Source organism: Mesorhizobium sp. KACC 23794 (assembly GCF_052180275.1).
In the GTDB taxonomy this organism is placed as follows: domain Bacteria; phylum Pseudomonadota; class Alphaproteobacteria; order Rhizobiales; family Rhizobiaceae; genus Kumtagia.
On sequence record NZ_CP197465.1, the window covers coordinates 5,307,758 to 5,322,486 of the forward strand.

General features: G+C 60.9%; 13 protein-coding genes. 6 read left to right on the forward strand and 7 right to left on the reverse strand.

Annotation, left to right across the window (positions count from 1 at the left end; all coding sequences use genetic code 11):
- The first annotated feature begins 2 nt into the window (after nucleotides 1-2).
- The 4 genes from arfA (at nucleotide 3) to ACSBOB_RS26040 (ending at nucleotide 4,684) form a co-directional block, all read left to right on the forward strand.
- On the forward strand, nucleotides 3-1,508 hold the full coding sequence (gene arfA, locus ACSBOB_RS26025; protein ID WP_442578949.1) for an arabinosylfuranosidase ArfA: 1,506 nt from the start codon (nucleotides 3-5) through the stop codon (nucleotides 1,506-1,508).
- Nucleotides 1,509-1,628: 120 nt separating this feature from the next.
- Nucleotides 1,629-2,903 carry an extracellular solute-binding protein gene (locus ACSBOB_RS26030; RefSeq protein WP_442578950.1) on the forward strand — a complete coding sequence of 425 codons (1,275 nt, stop codon included), beginning with the start codon at nucleotides 1,629-1,631 and terminating at the stop codon, nucleotides 2,901-2,903.
- 57 nt (nucleotides 2,904-2,960) lie between these two features.
- The gene (locus ACSBOB_RS26035; protein ID WP_442578951.1) at nucleotides 2,961-3,845 is read left to right on the forward strand and encodes a carbohydrate ABC transporter permease; all 885 of its coding nucleotides are present in this window, start codon (nucleotides 2,961-2,963) and stop codon (nucleotides 3,843-3,845) included.
- Complete coding sequence (locus ACSBOB_RS26040) at nucleotides 3,842-4,684, forward strand: carbohydrate ABC transporter permease (protein ID WP_442578952.1); 843 nt, start codon at nucleotides 3,842-3,844, stop codon at nucleotides 4,682-4,684. The genes ACSBOB_RS26035 and ACSBOB_RS26040 overlap by 4 nt, the downstream gene beginning before the upstream one ends.
- 35 nt (nucleotides 4,685-4,719) lie before the next feature.
- Here the strand turns inward: ACSBOB_RS26040 and ACSBOB_RS26045 are convergent, their stop codons facing one another.
- From ACSBOB_RS26045 to ACSBOB_RS26075, 7 genes are all read right to left on the reverse strand, one after another.
- Nucleotides 4,720-5,796, reverse strand: a complete 1,077-nt coding sequence (locus ACSBOB_RS26045; protein ID WP_442578953.1) for an ABC transporter ATP-binding protein — start codon at nucleotides 5,794-5,796, stop codon at nucleotides 4,720-4,722.
- A gap of 343 nt (nucleotides 5,797-6,139) precedes the next feature.
- Nucleotides 6,140-6,880, reverse strand: a complete 741-nt coding sequence (locus ACSBOB_RS26050; RefSeq protein ID WP_442578954.1) for a ribonuclease activity regulator RraA — start codon at nucleotides 6,878-6,880, stop codon at nucleotides 6,140-6,142.
- A 10-nt stretch (nucleotides 6,881-6,890) separates the two neighbouring features.
- A complete protein-coding gene (locus tag ACSBOB_RS26055; protein WP_442578955.1) occupies nucleotides 6,891-8,063 on the reverse strand; it encodes a mandelate racemase/muconate lactonizing enzyme family protein in 1,173 nt (390 codons plus the stop codon).
- Nucleotides 8,063-9,157, reverse strand: coding sequence for an ABC transporter ATP-binding protein (locus ACSBOB_RS26060; protein WP_442578956.1), 1,095 nt, complete (start codon nucleotides 9,155-9,157; stop codon nucleotides 8,063-8,065). The genes ACSBOB_RS26055 and ACSBOB_RS26060 overlap by 1 nt, the downstream gene beginning before the upstream one ends.
- Nucleotides 9,158-9,169: 12 nt before the next feature.
- The gene (locus ACSBOB_RS26065; protein ID WP_442578957.1) at nucleotides 9,170-10,048 is read right to left on the reverse strand and encodes a carbohydrate ABC transporter permease; all 879 of its coding nucleotides are present in this window, start codon (nucleotides 10,046-10,048) and stop codon (nucleotides 9,170-9,172) included.
- Nucleotides 10,045-11,004, reverse strand: coding sequence for a carbohydrate ABC transporter permease (locus ACSBOB_RS26070; protein WP_442578958.1), 960 nt, complete (start codon nucleotides 11,002-11,004; stop codon nucleotides 10,045-10,047). Before ACSBOB_RS26070 ends, ACSBOB_RS26065 begins: the two co-directional genes overlap by 4 nt.
- A 72-nt stretch (nucleotides 11,005-11,076) precedes the next feature.
- A complete protein-coding gene (locus tag ACSBOB_RS26075) occupies nucleotides 11,077-12,552 on the reverse strand; it encodes an ABC transporter substrate-binding protein (RefSeq protein ID WP_442578959.1) in 1,476 nt (491 codons plus the stop codon).
- 212 nt (nucleotides 12,553-12,764) lie between these two features.
- Here ACSBOB_RS26075 and ACSBOB_RS26080 point away from each other — a divergent pair, with 212 nt between their 5' ends.
- Both ACSBOB_RS26080 and ACSBOB_RS26085 read left to right on the forward strand, forming a co-directional pair.
- Nucleotides 12,765-13,469 (forward strand): GntR family transcriptional regulator, encoded by a 705-nt coding sequence (locus ACSBOB_RS26080; RefSeq protein WP_442578960.1) that lies wholly within the window; start codon nucleotides 12,765-12,767, stop codon nucleotides 13,467-13,469.
- Nucleotides 13,470-13,529: 60 nt separating this feature from the next.
- Entirely contained in the window at nucleotides 13,530-14,690 is a 1,161-nt protein-coding gene (locus ACSBOB_RS26085) for a mandelate racemase/muconate lactonizing enzyme family protein (RefSeq protein WP_442578961.1), read from the forward strand.
- Nucleotides 14,691-14,729: the final 39 nt, after the last annotated feature.

Here is a 14,729-nt window from a genome sequence, read left to right on the forward strand (position 1 = left end):
TCATGAAGGCGCGGGTCACGGCGAACGCGGCTTATGCCGTCGCGGATATCGACAAACGCCTCTACGGCTCGTTCCTGGAGCATCTCGGTCGAGCGATCTATACCGGCATCTACGAGCCGGGGCATCCGCAAGCCGACGCCGAGGGAATGCGCAAGGACGTGATCGACCTGGTGCGCTCGCTCGACACGCCGATCTGCCGTTACCCAGGCGGCAACTTCGTGTCCGCCTACAACTGGGAAGACGGCATAGGTCCAAAGGAGAATCGGCCGCGGCGTCTCGACCTTGCGTGGCGAACCACGGAGCCGAACCTGGTCGGCATCCACGAATTCGCCGACTGGGCCGAAAAGGCTGGGACCGAGATGATGCTCGCGGTCAATCTCGGCTCGCGCGGCCTCGACGAGGCGCGGGCCTTCGTCGAGTACGTCAACCACCCGGGCGGCAGCTACTGGTCCGACCTCAGAGCCAGGAACGGACGCGCGGAACCCTGGAACTGCCGCCTTTGGTGCCTCGGCAACGAAATGGACGGGCCTTGGCAAGTCGGCCATAAATCGGCAGCCGAGTATGGTCATCTGGCGAACGAGACCGCGAAGGCGTTGCGCGGGCTCGATCCCACCCTGGAACTGGTCGTCTGCGGCTCGTCTCACTCGAACATGCCCACCTATCCGCAGTGGGAAGCGACGGTGCTGGAAGCGACCTACGACCAGGTCGATTACATTTCTCTGCACATGTACTTCGAGAATTACGAAAAGAACACGTCCGAGTATCTGGCGCTGCCTGAGAAACTCGACCGATATATCGGCACGGTTTCCGGCATCATCGATTTCGTGAAGGCAAAGAGCCGCTCCAAGCGCGACGTCAAGATATCGTTCGACGAATGGAACGTATGGTACCACGAGCGCAGGCAGGACGCGGCGCGCATGAAGTCGTGGGACTGGCCCGAGGCCCCAAGGCTCCTGGAAGACATCTACAATTTCGAGGACGTGCTGCAGGTAGGCTGCATCATCAACACCTTCATCCGGCGTTCCGACGTGGTTCGGATTGCCTGCATCGCGCAGCTCGTCAACGTCATTGCGCCGATCATGACCGAGCCGGGCGGCAGTGCCTGGCGGCAGACGATCTACTGGCCCTTCATGCTCGCTTCCAGGCACGGTCGTGGGACCGCATTGCAGCTCGCCGTCGAGGTGCCGAGCTATAACGCCGACGTGGCCGACAAGGTGCCATGGCTCGATCTCGCCGGCGTGCATGATTCAAATGCCGGCACGATAACCTTCTTTGCCATCAACCGGCATGGATCCGAGGCCATCGAGGCCGACGTCGCACTTGAGGGTTTCAACGCCAAGGCGGTCGAACACACGCTCATCCGGCACGACGACCTCGAGGCCCGCAACACCAGGGAAGCGCCGGACAACGTTTCGCCCAGCAAAGGCAACGGCGCCAAGCTTGAGGGCAGAGCCATGACGCTGAAGTTGCCGCCGCATTCCTATTCCATGGTGCGCGTGACGCTCTGAGGCATTTATATCCGGATATCCGATATATACCGCAATATCCGTTGCAAGCGACATGGTTTGGTGTAGCATCGGGGGAGTGTTCTAAGGCGGGTTTAACCGTCGTATCGGGAGGAGACTGAGATGAGCTTTCGCAGGATGACGGCCGCGGCTCTGGTTGCCGCGGGAGGTTTGTGGGTCGCAGCAGCCCAGGCAGAAGAAACAGTCCTTTGGTGGGATTTCCTTGGCGGCGGCGACGGTGTGCGCATGAAGCAGCTTATCACCGATTTCAATTCCGCCCACGCAGGCAAGATCAAGATCGACGCCACGACGCTGGAATGGGGCACGCCGTTCTACGCCAAGGTTCAGACCTCGGCCGCCGTCGGCGAGGCGCCGGATGTCATGACATATCACGCAAGCCGCATCCCGCTTGCGGTAAGCCAGGATATTCTCCAGGAGATCACTGCCGCCGACATGAGCGCAATGGGCCTGTCGGAGTCGGACTTCGCTCCCGCGACGATGGACGCCGTAAAGGTCGACGGCAAGCAGTATGCCGTGCCGCTCGATACCCATCCGATCGTGCTGTACTACAATCGCGATCTTCTGAAGAAGGCAGGCGTGCTCGGCGACGACGGCCGCCCGATGGGATTGGGCAACAAGGCGGACTTCACGGCAACACTGCAGAAATTGAAGGATGCCGGCATAGAATTCCCGCTGGGCAGCGTCACCGCCGACGGCAACTTCATGTATCGTACCATCTACTCGCTGATGTGCCAGCAGGGAGGGGAGTTGCTCACCGGTAACGAGTTCCTCGCTGGAGACAACGCTTCGAAACTGGCGAACTCCCTGACCGTCCTGCAGGATTGGACCAAGGCGGGGCTGCAGTCGACCTATACCGACTATCCCGCGACCGTGGCCCTCTTCACGTCGGGCAAGGCCGCGATGATGATCAACGGTGTCTGGGAAGTCCCCACGATGACCGACCTCGCCAAGCAGGGCAAATTGTTCGACTGGGGAGCGGTGGAGATTCCGGTGATCTTCGACAAGCCTTGCACCTATGCCGACAGCCATACCTTCGCCATCCCGAAGAACAAGGGCAAGGAAATCGACCCGGCGAAGCGGGCTGCGGTCCTGGAAGTGATTTCGTGGATCGACAAGCACTCACTGTTCTGGGCGACAGCAGGACACATCCCGGCCTACAGGCCGGTCACCGAAACCGCCGAATATAAGGCGATGGAGCCCAACGCCGCCTACTCGACCCTGACGGCCAACATGATCTTCGATCCCAAGTCCACGAAGGCGGGTGTCGCCGGGCCGATATTCGACATCATGTCCAACTACTTCGTGCCGACCCTCAACGGAGAGATGGAGCCTGCCCAGGCTGTTGAATCCATCAAGGAAGAACTGAACAGCATGTAAGCCTCTGCGGCTGGGGTCGCCTTGATTGGTGATCCCGGCCGCATTTGAGAAGAAGCCATGCTTCGCAACCCCCGCACAGAATTTCTGGTCGCGCTGGTGCTGGTCGCCCCGTTCCTGGCGATCTATCTGCTGGTGTTCGTCTATCCGACGGTGCAGATGCTGCGCATCTCGTTCACCGATGCGCCGCTGATCGGAGCCGGCAACTGGGTCGGTCTCGACAACTATTTGCGCCTCGACAACGACCCCATGTTCCGCCGTGCGGTCTGGAACACCGCCTATTTCGTGCTGATGACGGTTATTCCCGGCACGATCGTAGCCCTGTTGATCGCGCTCGGCGTGTCGCGCCTGAAAGGCCGATTCCAGGCCATGGTCCTGGCGCTGTTCTTTCTGCCCTACATTCTGCCGGTCTCCGTCGTGTACCTGATCTGGGACTGGACGCTGAATTTCCAGTTCGGCATAGCGATGCACGTTCTCGACTGGCTGGACATCCCGCGGGTGCCGGTTTTCAAATCGCGCACCTGGTTTTTGCCCGCGGTCGCCTGGGTCACAATCTGGTGGACGGCCGGCTTCTCGATACTCCTTTTTCTCGCCGGACTGCGCGCCATACCGCCGGAGATCTATGAGGCCGCGGCGCTCGACAATTCAACGCGCTGGACCACATTCACGCGTATCACCTGGCCGCTGCTGTGGCCGATCACTTCGCTGGTATTCACCATCCAGCTCATCCTGCAGCTCAAAATCTTCGATCAGGTTTATCTGTTCTCGATCGGCGGCCGGCCCAACGACAACATGGTGCTCGTCTATTACGTCTTCCAGCGTGCCTTTCAGCAAGACCAGGGCGGCCGCGCGGCGGCGGCGGCGGTCGCGCTTTTCGTGCTGGTCGTCGTCGTCTCGGTCGTCCAGTTCCAGCTCCTGCGGCTCGCAGACGGGGGGCGGAAATGAACGCCTCGAATGCGCGTCGCTGGAATTTCTGGGGCGGAGTTATCACCGCCTTGACGCTTGCCGCCGCCGTCCTCTGGGCGTTCCCGCTCTACTGGGGCGTCATTTCGTCCCTCAAGCCCGACGACGAAGTCGTCCGGCCCTACATCGAACTCTGGCCCGAAACGCCGACGCTCGAAAACTACATCCACGCCCTGACCACCACGCAGATCGGCACCTGGTACATCAACTCCGTGGCAGTCGCCATCGGCGTGACGGTTATCTGCATCGTCACTTCCATGCTGTGCGGCTATGCGATCTCGCAGTTGCGTTTCCCAGGGCGGATGACGCTGTGGTGGCTGATCCTCGCATCCTTCATGGTTCCGATTTCAGCGCTCATCATCAATCATTTCGTTCTGGTCGCGAACCTCGGCCTGCTGAACAGCTGGGCCGGCATCATGTTGCCGCAGCTGATCCACCCCGTGATCATCATCGTCTACAAGCAGTTCTTCGACCAGGTTCCGCGGGACTTTCGAGAGGCCGCGGTCATGGACAATGCCTCCGAATTCGCAATTCTCTTCAAGGTCTACATGCCGATGAATTGGGGCGTGACGACCGCGCTGTCGATCGTCTGCTTCATCTGGACCTGGAATGCGTTCCTGTGGCCATTCCTCTCGGTGACCCGCACCGAGATGATGACGATCACCGTCGGCATCACCCAGGTCAATGACGCCTTCGGCGTCTACTACGCTCGCGAATTGTCGGCAGCTGTTCTGGCGGGACTGCCGGTGGCGCTGGCATATCTCCTGTTCCAACGCCGTGTGACGGAAGCCATCACGCTATCGGCCGGCATCAAAGGTTAGCTTCGGCACGTCTGCTGCCGAAGCGACCGGATTGGTCATTCAGACGCGTGCCAGGCGGAACCATCGGCGGCGAAAAGATGCAAGCCGGCCGTATCGAATTCCAGCTGGATAGTGCTCCCCGGTTCGACGCTCGTAATCCCACGATCCTGTGCCGTTACCTGCGTCCCATCCGCCAGCCGCGCATAGATGAGCGTGCGCTCGCCAAGCCGTTCGACAACGGTGGCCGTGGCGGATGTTTCACCGCCTTTCGCGACGACGGTCAGCGACTCCGGACGCACGCCGAGTTCTCGCCAATCCATATCGGTCGGCGCCCCCCTGAGTTCAACGAGCGATCCGTCAGTGAGGCGTGCATTGAGGCGATCGCCCGCGCCCGAAACCGCGACGGGCAGGATATTCATCGCTGGAGAACCCACGAAAGTCGCAACGAATCGCGACGCGGGCCGCGTATACACCTCAATGGGGGTCCCTACCTGCTCTATCCGGCAATTGTTGAGGATCACGATGCGGTCGGCGAGCGTCATTGCTTCTACCTGATCGTGAGTCACGTAGATCATCGTTGCCTGTAAACGCTGGTGCAATTCGGCGAGTTCGACACGTGTGCGCGCACGAAGCGCCGCGTCGAGATTTGAGAGCGGTTCGTCGAACAGGAAGGCCTTCGGCTCCTTGACGATTGCTCGCCCGATTGCCACGCGCTGTCGCTGGCCGCCCGAGAGTTGCGACGGCCGCCGGTTGAGCAGTGCTTCCATCTCCAGCATTCGCGCGGCTTCGGCGATTCGTTGGTCTATGACATCCGGCGCGACGCGAATGTTCCGAAGCCCGAACGCCATGTTCTCGGCGACGGTCATGTGCGGGTAGAGCGCATAGTTCTGGAAAACCATCGCGACGTTGCGCCGGCCCGGCGCGAGGCCTTCCGAGCGAACGCCGTCGATCAGCAGCGTGCCCTTGTCGATGCTTTCGAGACCGGCGATCATCCTCAGCAGCGTCGTCTTACCGGAGCCGGATGGGCCGAGAAAAACGACCAACTCTCCAGGCTCGATGTCGAGGCTCACGTCACGGATGACGTCTACCGAGCCGAAGCGCTTCCAGACGCGGGATAATGAAATTCCAGCCATTGGCGCTCCCTCTCTGTTCCATCATTTCGGATAAATATCCGCCGTCAAGGTATACAAGGCGGTGGCGTCATTTGTCGAGCAAACCATGAGCCGTCAGTGTTTCGCGATTTTCTGCCGTGCTCCAGGCCGCCCTGTCGGGGATACCCTTATCGCGGACGCGATGCGAGGCGTATGCGAACGCGACCGGCGATGGCACGTGCCCCTCTTCACCACACCGGCCAGCGTCTGGCATAACGATGTTCGCTACCAAACAAGGAGCCCGAAGAAACCGACGCGCCCGGCGTTCCGTTCGTCGGAAGGCTCGAGATAACCCGACACGCGACCAGAGTACTCGCGGACGGAGCTACTCCTTCAACCCACGCTCCGCCAGCCACGCCTCGTATTCCGGCCAGGCATCCTTATGCAGCGGGTAATAGCGTTTCAGCGATTCACCGGCGAGGAGCTTCTCGCGCGAGAATTCCTCCCAGCCATGATCCTTGTGGGCCTTCGCGATCATCGCTTCGGCCAGAGCGACAGGAACGCACACCGCTCCGTCGTCGTCGGCGACAATGATGTCGCCGGGAATCACGGTGACGCCACCGCAGGCTACCGGCACGTTGACCGCGAGCGGCATCAGCGCCGTCTGCGCGTGATAGTTCGGCGTGACCCCCTTCAGCCACATCGGGATGCCAAGCTGCTGCACCTTGGCCCAATCGCGCACGCAACCGTCGATCACCACCCCGGCGCCCTTCAGCCCCTTGAAATAGGTCATCATCATGTCACCGAAGATGCCGGAGGTCATGTCGCCGCGGGCATCCACAACCACGATGTCGCCTTCTTCGACCTGGTAGAGCACGTGCCGGTGCAGTTGCTTTTCAACGTCGGCATATTCGCCTTCCCCGAACAGGTCCTCGCGCTTCGGCATCATCTGCAACGTCACGCAAGGCCCGGCGACCACCTGGCCGGGTGAGCGCGCAACCGGGCCTTCCATGAAGCAGTTGCGGATTCCCATATGCGCCAGCGTCGCGCTCGCGGTGGCGGCGCCGACCTGACGAACCCTCTCGACCAGGTCCCTGGAGGGGCGTTCGATCTTGGCTATTTCCATGACTGTCTCCCTACCAGTTCGTGACCGAACCGTCCCTGCGCACCAGGTGGGGCGCTTCCCACTGCCTGTAGCTTTGCTTCGCGACAAGGGCCTCATCGACGTCGACGCCGAGACCTGGCTTGTCGCTGACGCGATAGTGAGCCCCTTCAAGCGCGAGCAGTCCGGGGAAGAGTTCGGGGTTGTCGAAGCCGTGATACAACTCGCCCGGCGATGCGCGTGTCTCGAGCCACGCAAAGTTCGGAACTGCGGCCGCAAAATGCACCGTCGCCGCGGTACAAATGGGGCCAAGCGGGTTGTGGGGCATCATGTCGATGTAGTGGGCTTCGGTCCAGGCGGCGACCTTCATCGCCTCGGTCAGGCCGCCGACATTGCAGATGTCGATGCGATTGAACTGCGTCAGATCCCCCTCGATGAATGGCAGGAACTGCCATTTGGAGGAGAACTCCTCGCCGATCGCGAACGGGACGTCGGTCAGCTTTCGCAATGCCTCGTAGGCGCCGGGCGTTTCATCGCGAATGGGCTCCTCGAGGAAGTCGAGAGTCCCGCGCGGCATCTTCTGGCAGTAGCTGGCGGCCTCGGCCACGCTCAGGCGATGGTGGAAGTCGATGCCAAGAACGACCTCGTCCCCCAGCGCCTCACGGCACTTGACCGTCCATTTGGCGGTCTCGGCGATACTCTCGCGCGGCTCGTAGATTTTCTCCGATCGCTGGCCTGCCGGGATGAGGCGGATAGCTTCCCATCCCTGGGCCTTGAGTTCGAGCACCTGCTCGATGACTTCCTCGCTCGATGCTTCCGAACGTGTGGTCGCGAACGTCGGAATGAGATCGCGCTGCTTGCCGCCGAGCAAATCATACACCGGTACTCCCAGCGCTTTGCCCTTGATGTCATGCAGGGCGATGTCGATCGCCGAGATCGCGGCTTGCAGGACGCGGCCGCCTTCGAAATACTGGCTGCGATACATCTCCTGCCAAATGCGGCCGGTCTGCATCGCGTCCTGGCCGATGAGAAATTCGCGGTAATGCTCGATGGCGCCGACCACCGCCTTCTCGCGGGACGACAGTCCGCTTTCGCCCCAGCCGAAGACCCCCTGATCGGTTTCGACTTTGACTATCAGTTGGTTGCGGATACCGACCCAGACCGGATAGGGCTTGATGGCTGTGATCTTGAGTTTCGGCAATGTCATCAATTTTGCAGGGCCAATTCGGTTTCGCCGTCGAAGAGATGCACGCGATCCTGGTCGAATTCGAGCCACACCTCTTCGTCGGGGCTGACGTCGAACGTCGGCGGCAGGCTGATGTTGACGACGGCTCCGGACAGGAAGACCTGCACGAAGGTCACGTCACCCGTCGGCTCGACCGTGTAGACTTTCGCCGGCACGCTTCCATCGACTTGCGATTTGTGTAGCCGGATCGTCGAGTGACGCGCGCCCAGCACGACTTTTCTGGACTTTGCGTTCCCGACTTTTCGCGCGTTCTGGTCGGCAAGCGTAAGAGTCCATCCCTCCGCACTGCCGAGGACCACTCGACCGTCGACAGTACCCGCTTCGAGCGGGATGAGGCTCATGGCAGGGCTGCCTATGAAGCTGGCCACGAACAGGTTCACCGGATTGGCGAAGACCTGCGCGGGCGTGTCGTACTGCTGCAGGTAGCCGCCATTCATCACAGCCATCTTGTCTGCCATCGTGACGGCCTCGAGTTGATCGTGGGTTACGTAGATGATGGTCGCGTCGAAATCCTGATGGAACCGCTTGATCTCGGATCGCATCTGCACGCGCAGCTTGGCGTCGAGGTTGGACAGCGGCTCGTCCATCAGGAACACTGCGGGATCGCGGACCAGCGCACGGCCCAGTGCGACACGCTGCTGCTGGCCGCCCGACAGCTCCCGAGGGAGGCGTTCGAGAAGGTGCGTGATGTCCAGCATGCGCGCGGCGTCACGCACCTTCTGGTCGATCTCGGACGACGACATCTTGCGCATCTGCAAGGGGAAGGCGAGGTTCTTGTAGACCGTCTTGTTGGGGTAGAGCGCGTAGTTCTGGAACACCATCGCGATGTCACGGTCCTTCGGATCGAGGTCGTTGACCACGCGATCGCCGATCACGATGTCGCCGCTGGTGATAGGAATGAGCCCGGCCACGAGGTTGAGGGTCGTGGTCTTGCCGCACCCGGACGGTCCGACGAGGGCGACGAACTCACCGTCGTTTACGGTCAGCGATACGTCCCTGACGGCATAGACTGCGCCATAGGTCTTGACGAGATCTTTGAGGATCACGTGGGCCATGAGGTCAGGTTCCTAATGTTTCACTGCGCCTTCCGTCAGCGCGCGGACGAAGTACTTCTGAAGGACGAGAAACAGCACCACGACCGGCACGCTCATCATGAAGCTCGCGGCCATCAGCCCCGGAAAATCGGTCGTGTTTTCCGAAAAGAATCGCTGGACGCCGACCGGCAGGGTCAGTTGGTCGTTCCTTGAGATAAACGTGTAGGCGTAGATGTATTCGTTCCACGCGCCGATGAACGAATAGATCGCCGTGGCAATGATCCCCGGCACCGAAAGCGGCATCACGATCAGGATGAAGGCCTGCAGCCGCGTCGCACCGTCGATGCGCGCGGCCTGCTCGAGTTGTATCGGAATGTTGTCGTAGAATCCCTTGAGCAGCCAGATGGCGAGCGGCAGGCCGAAGGTCATGTAGGTGAGCACCAGCGAACCGTGCGTGTTCACCAGGCCCAGCCAGCGCATCAGGATGAAGAGCGGGACAAGGAAGATCACCGCCGGGAACATGTTGCGCAGCAGCACCGAGAAGAACAGGAACTTTCGTCCCGGAAAGCTGAAGCGCGAAAATGCGTACGCCGCCGGCACCGCAACCAGTACGGAAAGGATCGTCGTCAGCGTGGAAACGATCAGACTGTTCCAGAAGAACTGCAGGAAGTCCTTGCCGACACTGTTCTGGGGATCGAGCAGGTTCTTGTAGCTCGCCAGTGTTGGTTCGCTAGGCCACCACTCGGGCGGATACGTCATGGCCGCAAACTGCGACTTGATGGACGTCAGCAACATCCATGCCATCGGCACCGCGGTGTAGAGCAGCATGAACAGCAGGAAGAATCGGCCGATCCAGCGCCAGCCATCGATCCGCCTGCGACGGGGCGTCGAGCCTCCAGCCGGCAAACTCATGCCCCCGGCTCCTTTCTCTCGCCCTGGCTGAGCGCGCGCACGTAGAAATAGCCCAGCGTCATCAGGATGATGAACAGCAGCACGGAGTAGGCGGACGCCACCCCCCAGCGCTGGCGCCCGAAGGCGAGCTCGTAGATGTGCGTGATCCAGATGTGGGAGGCATTCGAGGGACCGCCGCCTGTCATGATCCAGGGAATGATGAAGGAGTTGAAATTCGCTACCGCGAGCAGCAGGATCGTAACCGTGGACACTCCGCGCAGATGCGGAAAGGTGACGTGCCAGAAGCGCTGCCATGCCGAGGCGCCATCGACTTGCGCTGCACGCAGAAGCTGTTCGGGAACGGTTTGCAGCCCCGCCATCATCATGATCATGGCGAAGGGAAACTCGCGCCAGATGTTGACGACGATAAGCGAAGCCAGGACCGTGCTGACGCTGTCGATGAAATTCGGTGGCCGGTCGACGATCCCCAGTTGCACGAGCACCACTCCGATGATGCCGAAATCGGAGTGATATATCCACTTCCAGATGTAGGAGGCGGCTACCGCGCTGATCACCCAGGGGACGATGAAGATGGCGCGCAACATGGCGCGCCCTAGGAAGTCGCGATGCAGCGCAAGCGCCAGGGCAAAACCCAGAACGAAGGCGATTAAGGTGGAACTGAGCGTCCAGATCACCGTGTTAAGCGTGACGCGCCAGAACACGGCGCTGGTGAGGATGGTCGTGTAGTTTTCCAGTCCGATGAAACTCTTGTCCTTCAGTTGCAGCCCGGGCGGCGTTTTGAAGAAGGACAGGTCGATCGTGTAGTAGATCGGATAGGCGATGACGACGAGCATCACCACGATGGCCGGCATCACGTAAAGATAGTCGGCCCGACTGATCCATATCTGCCGGAGCAGGTCGGAACGCGTCGCGCGCGGCTTGCTGGCCCTGCCAGCCTCCCCTGTCACCATGGTCATCGTGGGCGAGCCCTTGTCGTGGTGCGAATTGGCCGGCAGCGTGGGGCTGCCGGCCGGGGTCTGGAGAGGCGGCTAGAGCCCGCCCATCAACTCCTTCACCTTGGCGGCCGCGTCGTCGGCCGCCTGGTCGACGGTCATGGCGCCGGTCAAGGCGTTCTGCAGCATGTCCGGAACAATGATGTTCATGATCTCGGGAGCTTGCGGCAGGGCCGGGAACGGGATGCCGTACGGCAGCATCGACGTGGTGACATCGAGGAACTTGATATTGTCGAGGCGTTCCTTCATCCACTTGGTCTTGAAGCCGTTGAGATTGCCCGGGTTGGAGCCGGCATAAGCCATCTTCAGCGACCATTCGGGGCTCGTCCAGAAGCAGATGATGGCCTTGGCGGCCGGCTCGTCCACCTTGCCGCCCTCGACATATTCGGGCTTGAGGATGTGGATGTTGGAGCCGCCGAAGACGACCGCGCGCTTGCCGTCCGGACCGGTCGGGATCAGGCCGTAACGCATGTTGTCGATGACGGTCTGCGCCTTTTCCTTGTCGGCGCCCGTGGCTTTCTTCTGCAGGTCGAGCATGACGTTGTAGTCGGACGGGTGCGAGATCATCATGCCCAACTGGCCGGCGACGAACAGAGGCTGGTTGTCCGCCTGCTGGTTGGTGAGGGCTGAAACGGGGACCGACTTGTCGCGAACATACATGTCATACGACGCCTGCAGGGCTCGTTTGCTGGCTTCGCTGTTCAGCCTGATCTCGCCATAGTTCGGGGCCGGATCGGCTTCGTCGAAGACTCCGCCGCCGAAACCCCATAGCTGGGGCATGAAGCGGTAGGGCGTGTTGCCGGCGTTCTTGCGGGCGACGAGGCCGTAGCCGGCGATGCCGAGCTTGTCGTGGATCTGCTTGGAATAAGCGACGACATCGTCCCAGGTTGCCGGCGCCTTGTCCGGATCGAGACCTGCACGCTTGAAGATATCGGCGTTCCAGATCAGGGCCATGGTCTCATTGTTGGTAGGAATACCGTAGCCCACTCCATCCCAGGTCACGGCTTTCATGGCGCCGGGCCAGAAGTCGTCGGTCGACCAGCCGACGTCTTCGGGCTTGAGCGGCTCCAGATAGCCCTTGGAAGCGAATTCGGTTCCTCCCAGGATTTGCAGGCGGACCGCCATCGGCGCGGCATTGCCAAGGAGCGCGGTGCGGAACTTGTCGAGCAGGTCGTTGTAGGTGAGAGCCTGATCCTCAAGCTGGATGTTCGGATAGGTCTTGCGGAAGGATTCGAAGAAATCCTTGTAGTACTGGCGCAGCAAGTCGGGGTCGCCCTCGAACACGCCTTGATACCAGAACGTCAGGCGCCCCTTGTAGTCGAGCGGGGTGACCTTGCTGCAGGCCTGCGCCGTATCGAATTCCTCCGTGCCCGCAATGGAGCGCACGTATTCCGGCGACCATTTACTCAGATCGACGGGCGCACCGAGTGCCGAAGTCGACAGCAGCGACGCGATAAGGGCGGGGGCGATACCGCCGCGCACCAGGGCACCGCCGAATTTCAAGCGTGTCATAGGAATCCTCCCAATTCTTCTCCGCTGCCTCGATGGCGGCGGGCGTTTGGCTTCTGACCGTAGGGACGGGCTGCTTGTTTTTGTGTGCCCTCGGATAGCTGGCCACCGTCCCAGAAGAAGGATTGCGTGTCAATCTTTTTAGATCATACATTATTTGACGCAAACCGAAGACAATGTCAGAAGGATAGAACGATTATGAGGGTCAGTGGGCGATGATGGATTTCAAGGCCAGGCCGCCGATGGGCATCGACGCGACTGGCGCCTCTACCGAAGGGGCATCCGTTTATGAGCTCATCCGGGACGACATCATCGAAGGGCGTCTCAGGGCGAACGAACGTCTGGTCGTCGCTGACCTGGCCGAGCGGCATGGCACCTCCACCAATCCGATCCGCGAAGCGCTGCAACTGCTCAGGGGCGAGGGCTTCGTCATCTTCACACCCAACCGTGGCGCGCGCGTCCGGCCGATCGATCAGGATTTCGTGCGCGACATCTATGAGATTGGCGTTCTCATCGAACCGGCGCTTACCCGTTGGTTCGTCTCCAGCATGGCGACGCACGAGGACATCGTTGAACTCGAACGCATTCAAAGCCTTATCGAGGAGAACAACTTTGCCGACCAGTTTCGGCATAGTGAGCTCGATACGGCGTTCCACACCATCATGTATCAGCGCCATTACAACCGTCATGCGGCAGAGCTCTGGTGGAAGCATCGTGAGGTGCTCCGCGCCGTGAGTCGCCGCTTCAATTTTACGCTGTCCCGGCGCGCTCAGGTGCTGCGCGATCATCGCGAACTGATCGATCTCATCAAGGCGGGCGAAGCAGACAAGGCTGCCGAACTTGTCGCCCGCCATGTTGAGGGCTCGGGCAGGCACATCCTCGAGCAGATGCGCGCAGCCAATGCCGCACGCGCCAGCTAGGCTGCCGCCGGTCCGGCTGCGGCGCGAATTCCACCTCTGTATGGAGAGAGCAGATCAAAAATGAAGATAACGAACGTCCGACCCTGGCTGATAAAGTCGACCGCCTCGTACTGGGGTGAGTTCCTGTTCGTCGAGGTCAACACCGACGAGGGGATCATCGGTTGGGGCGAGATTACAACCACGACAAAGATCGCAAATCGCGGTCTGACCGCGATGCTTCGGCAGATCGGCTCGATGCTGATCGGCGAAGACCCGGCGCGTATTGAGCAACTCTGGCACAAGCTGTTTCGCGGCTTCACCTATATGGGCAGCCGCGGCGCCGCGGTAGAATGCGTGAGCGCGATCGACATCGCCTTATGGGACATCCGGGGCAAGAGCCTTGACAAGCCCATCTACGAGCTTCTGGGAGGCCCTGTGCGGGATGAAATCGCGCTCTACACGCATCCCGACCAGCGCAAGTTCACCAGCAGAGAGGGCGTGATCGCCGAGATCACGGACATCGTGAAGTCCGGACACACCGCGCTCAAATTCGACCCCTTTCCACAACAGGGCCCACATGTGGATGGCCAGGCCCGCGAGCAGCGCGACGGCTATCTCGACGGGTCCATGACGCGCAAGGACGAGCGCGAGGCCGCCGAACTCACCGCGCTCATCCGCGAGACAGCGGGCCCCGACATCGAAATCCTCATCGATGCGCACGGCCGGTTCGACGTCCCGACCGCGATCCGGCTCTGCCGTACGCTTGAGGATGCAGGTCAGATCGACTGGTTCGAGGAACCTGTTCCGCCCGAGAGTTTCAATGCGCTCAAGCAGGTTCGCGACAAGGTCAACGCCCCGATCTCCTGGGGCGAGCGCGGACACACCAAATGGGATTTCGTGCCGATTCTCGAGAACAAGCTGGCCGACTACATCATGCCGGACGTTACCTGGACCGGCGGCATCACCGAGCTCAAGAAGATATCGGCCCTGTGCGAGGCGTATTACATTCCGGTCTCTCCCCATGACGCGGCCGGTCCGATCAATGTCGTCGCCGGAGCGCAGGTGATGATGACCGTGCCGAACTTCTACAAGCTCGAGACATCCGAGTGGAACCTCCACAAATATGACGTGCTCATCGACACGCCGCTCGACAATTCGAACGGTAGCCTCAAGCTCAACCGGAAGCCAGGGCTCGGTATCGCAATGAACCGGGACTACCTGGAGGCAAACCAGGTCGAGTAGGTGCAGTTTGCCAGCGCTTAGGCCGGCTAAGCGGCTAAT

What these genes read in the sequence shown, in the direction of transcription:
- arfA (WP_442578949.1), top strand. Translation starts at nt 3, where the DNA reads ATGAAGGCGCGGGTCACGGCGAACGCGGCTTATGCCGTCGCGGATATC.
- ACSBOB_RS26030 (WP_442578950.1), top strand. Translation starts at nt 1,629, where the DNA reads ATGAGCTTTCGCAGGATGACGGCCGCGGCTCTGGTTGCCGCGGGAGGT.
- ACSBOB_RS26035 (WP_442578951.1), top strand. Translation starts at nt 2,961, where the DNA reads ATGCTTCGCAACCCCCGCACAGAATTTCTGGTCGCGCTGGTGCTGGTC.
- ACSBOB_RS26040 (WP_442578952.1), top strand. Translation starts at nt 3,842, where the DNA reads ATGAACGCCTCGAATGCGCGTCGCTGGAATTTCTGGGGCGGAGTTATC.
- ACSBOB_RS26045 (WP_442578953.1), bottom strand. Translation starts at nt 5,796, where the DNA reads ATGGCTGGAATTTCATTATCCCGCGTCTGGAAGCGCTTCGGCTCGGTA.
- ACSBOB_RS26050 (WP_442578954.1), bottom strand. Translation starts at nt 6,880, where the DNA reads ATGGAAATAGCCAAGATCGAACGCCCCTCCAGGGACCTGGTCGAGAGG.
- ACSBOB_RS26055 (WP_442578955.1), bottom strand. Translation starts at nt 8,063, where the DNA reads ATGACATTGCCGAAACTCAAGATCACAGCCATCAAGCCCTATCCGGTC.
- ACSBOB_RS26060 (WP_442578956.1), bottom strand. Translation starts at nt 9,157, where the DNA reads ATGGCCCACGTGATCCTCAAAGATCTCGTCAAGACCTATGGCGCAGTC.
- ACSBOB_RS26065 (WP_442578957.1), bottom strand. Translation starts at nt 10,048, where the DNA reads ATGAGTTTGCCGGCTGGAGGCTCGACGCCCCGTCGCAGGCGGATCGAT.
- ACSBOB_RS26070 (WP_442578958.1), bottom strand. Translation starts at nt 11,004, where the DNA reads ATGACCATGGTGACAGGGGAGGCTGGCAGGGCCAGCAAGCCGCGCGCG.
- ACSBOB_RS26075 (WP_442578959.1), bottom strand. Translation starts at nt 12,552, where the DNA reads ATGACACGCTTGAAATTCGGCGGTGCCCTGGTGCGCGGCGGTATCGCC.
- ACSBOB_RS26080 (WP_442578960.1), top strand. Translation starts at nt 12,765, where the DNA reads ATGATGGATTTCAAGGCCAGGCCGCCGATGGGCATCGACGCGACTGGC.
- ACSBOB_RS26085 (WP_442578961.1), top strand. Translation starts at nt 13,530, where the DNA reads ATGAAGATAACGAACGTCCGACCCTGGCTGATAAAGTCGACCGCCTCG.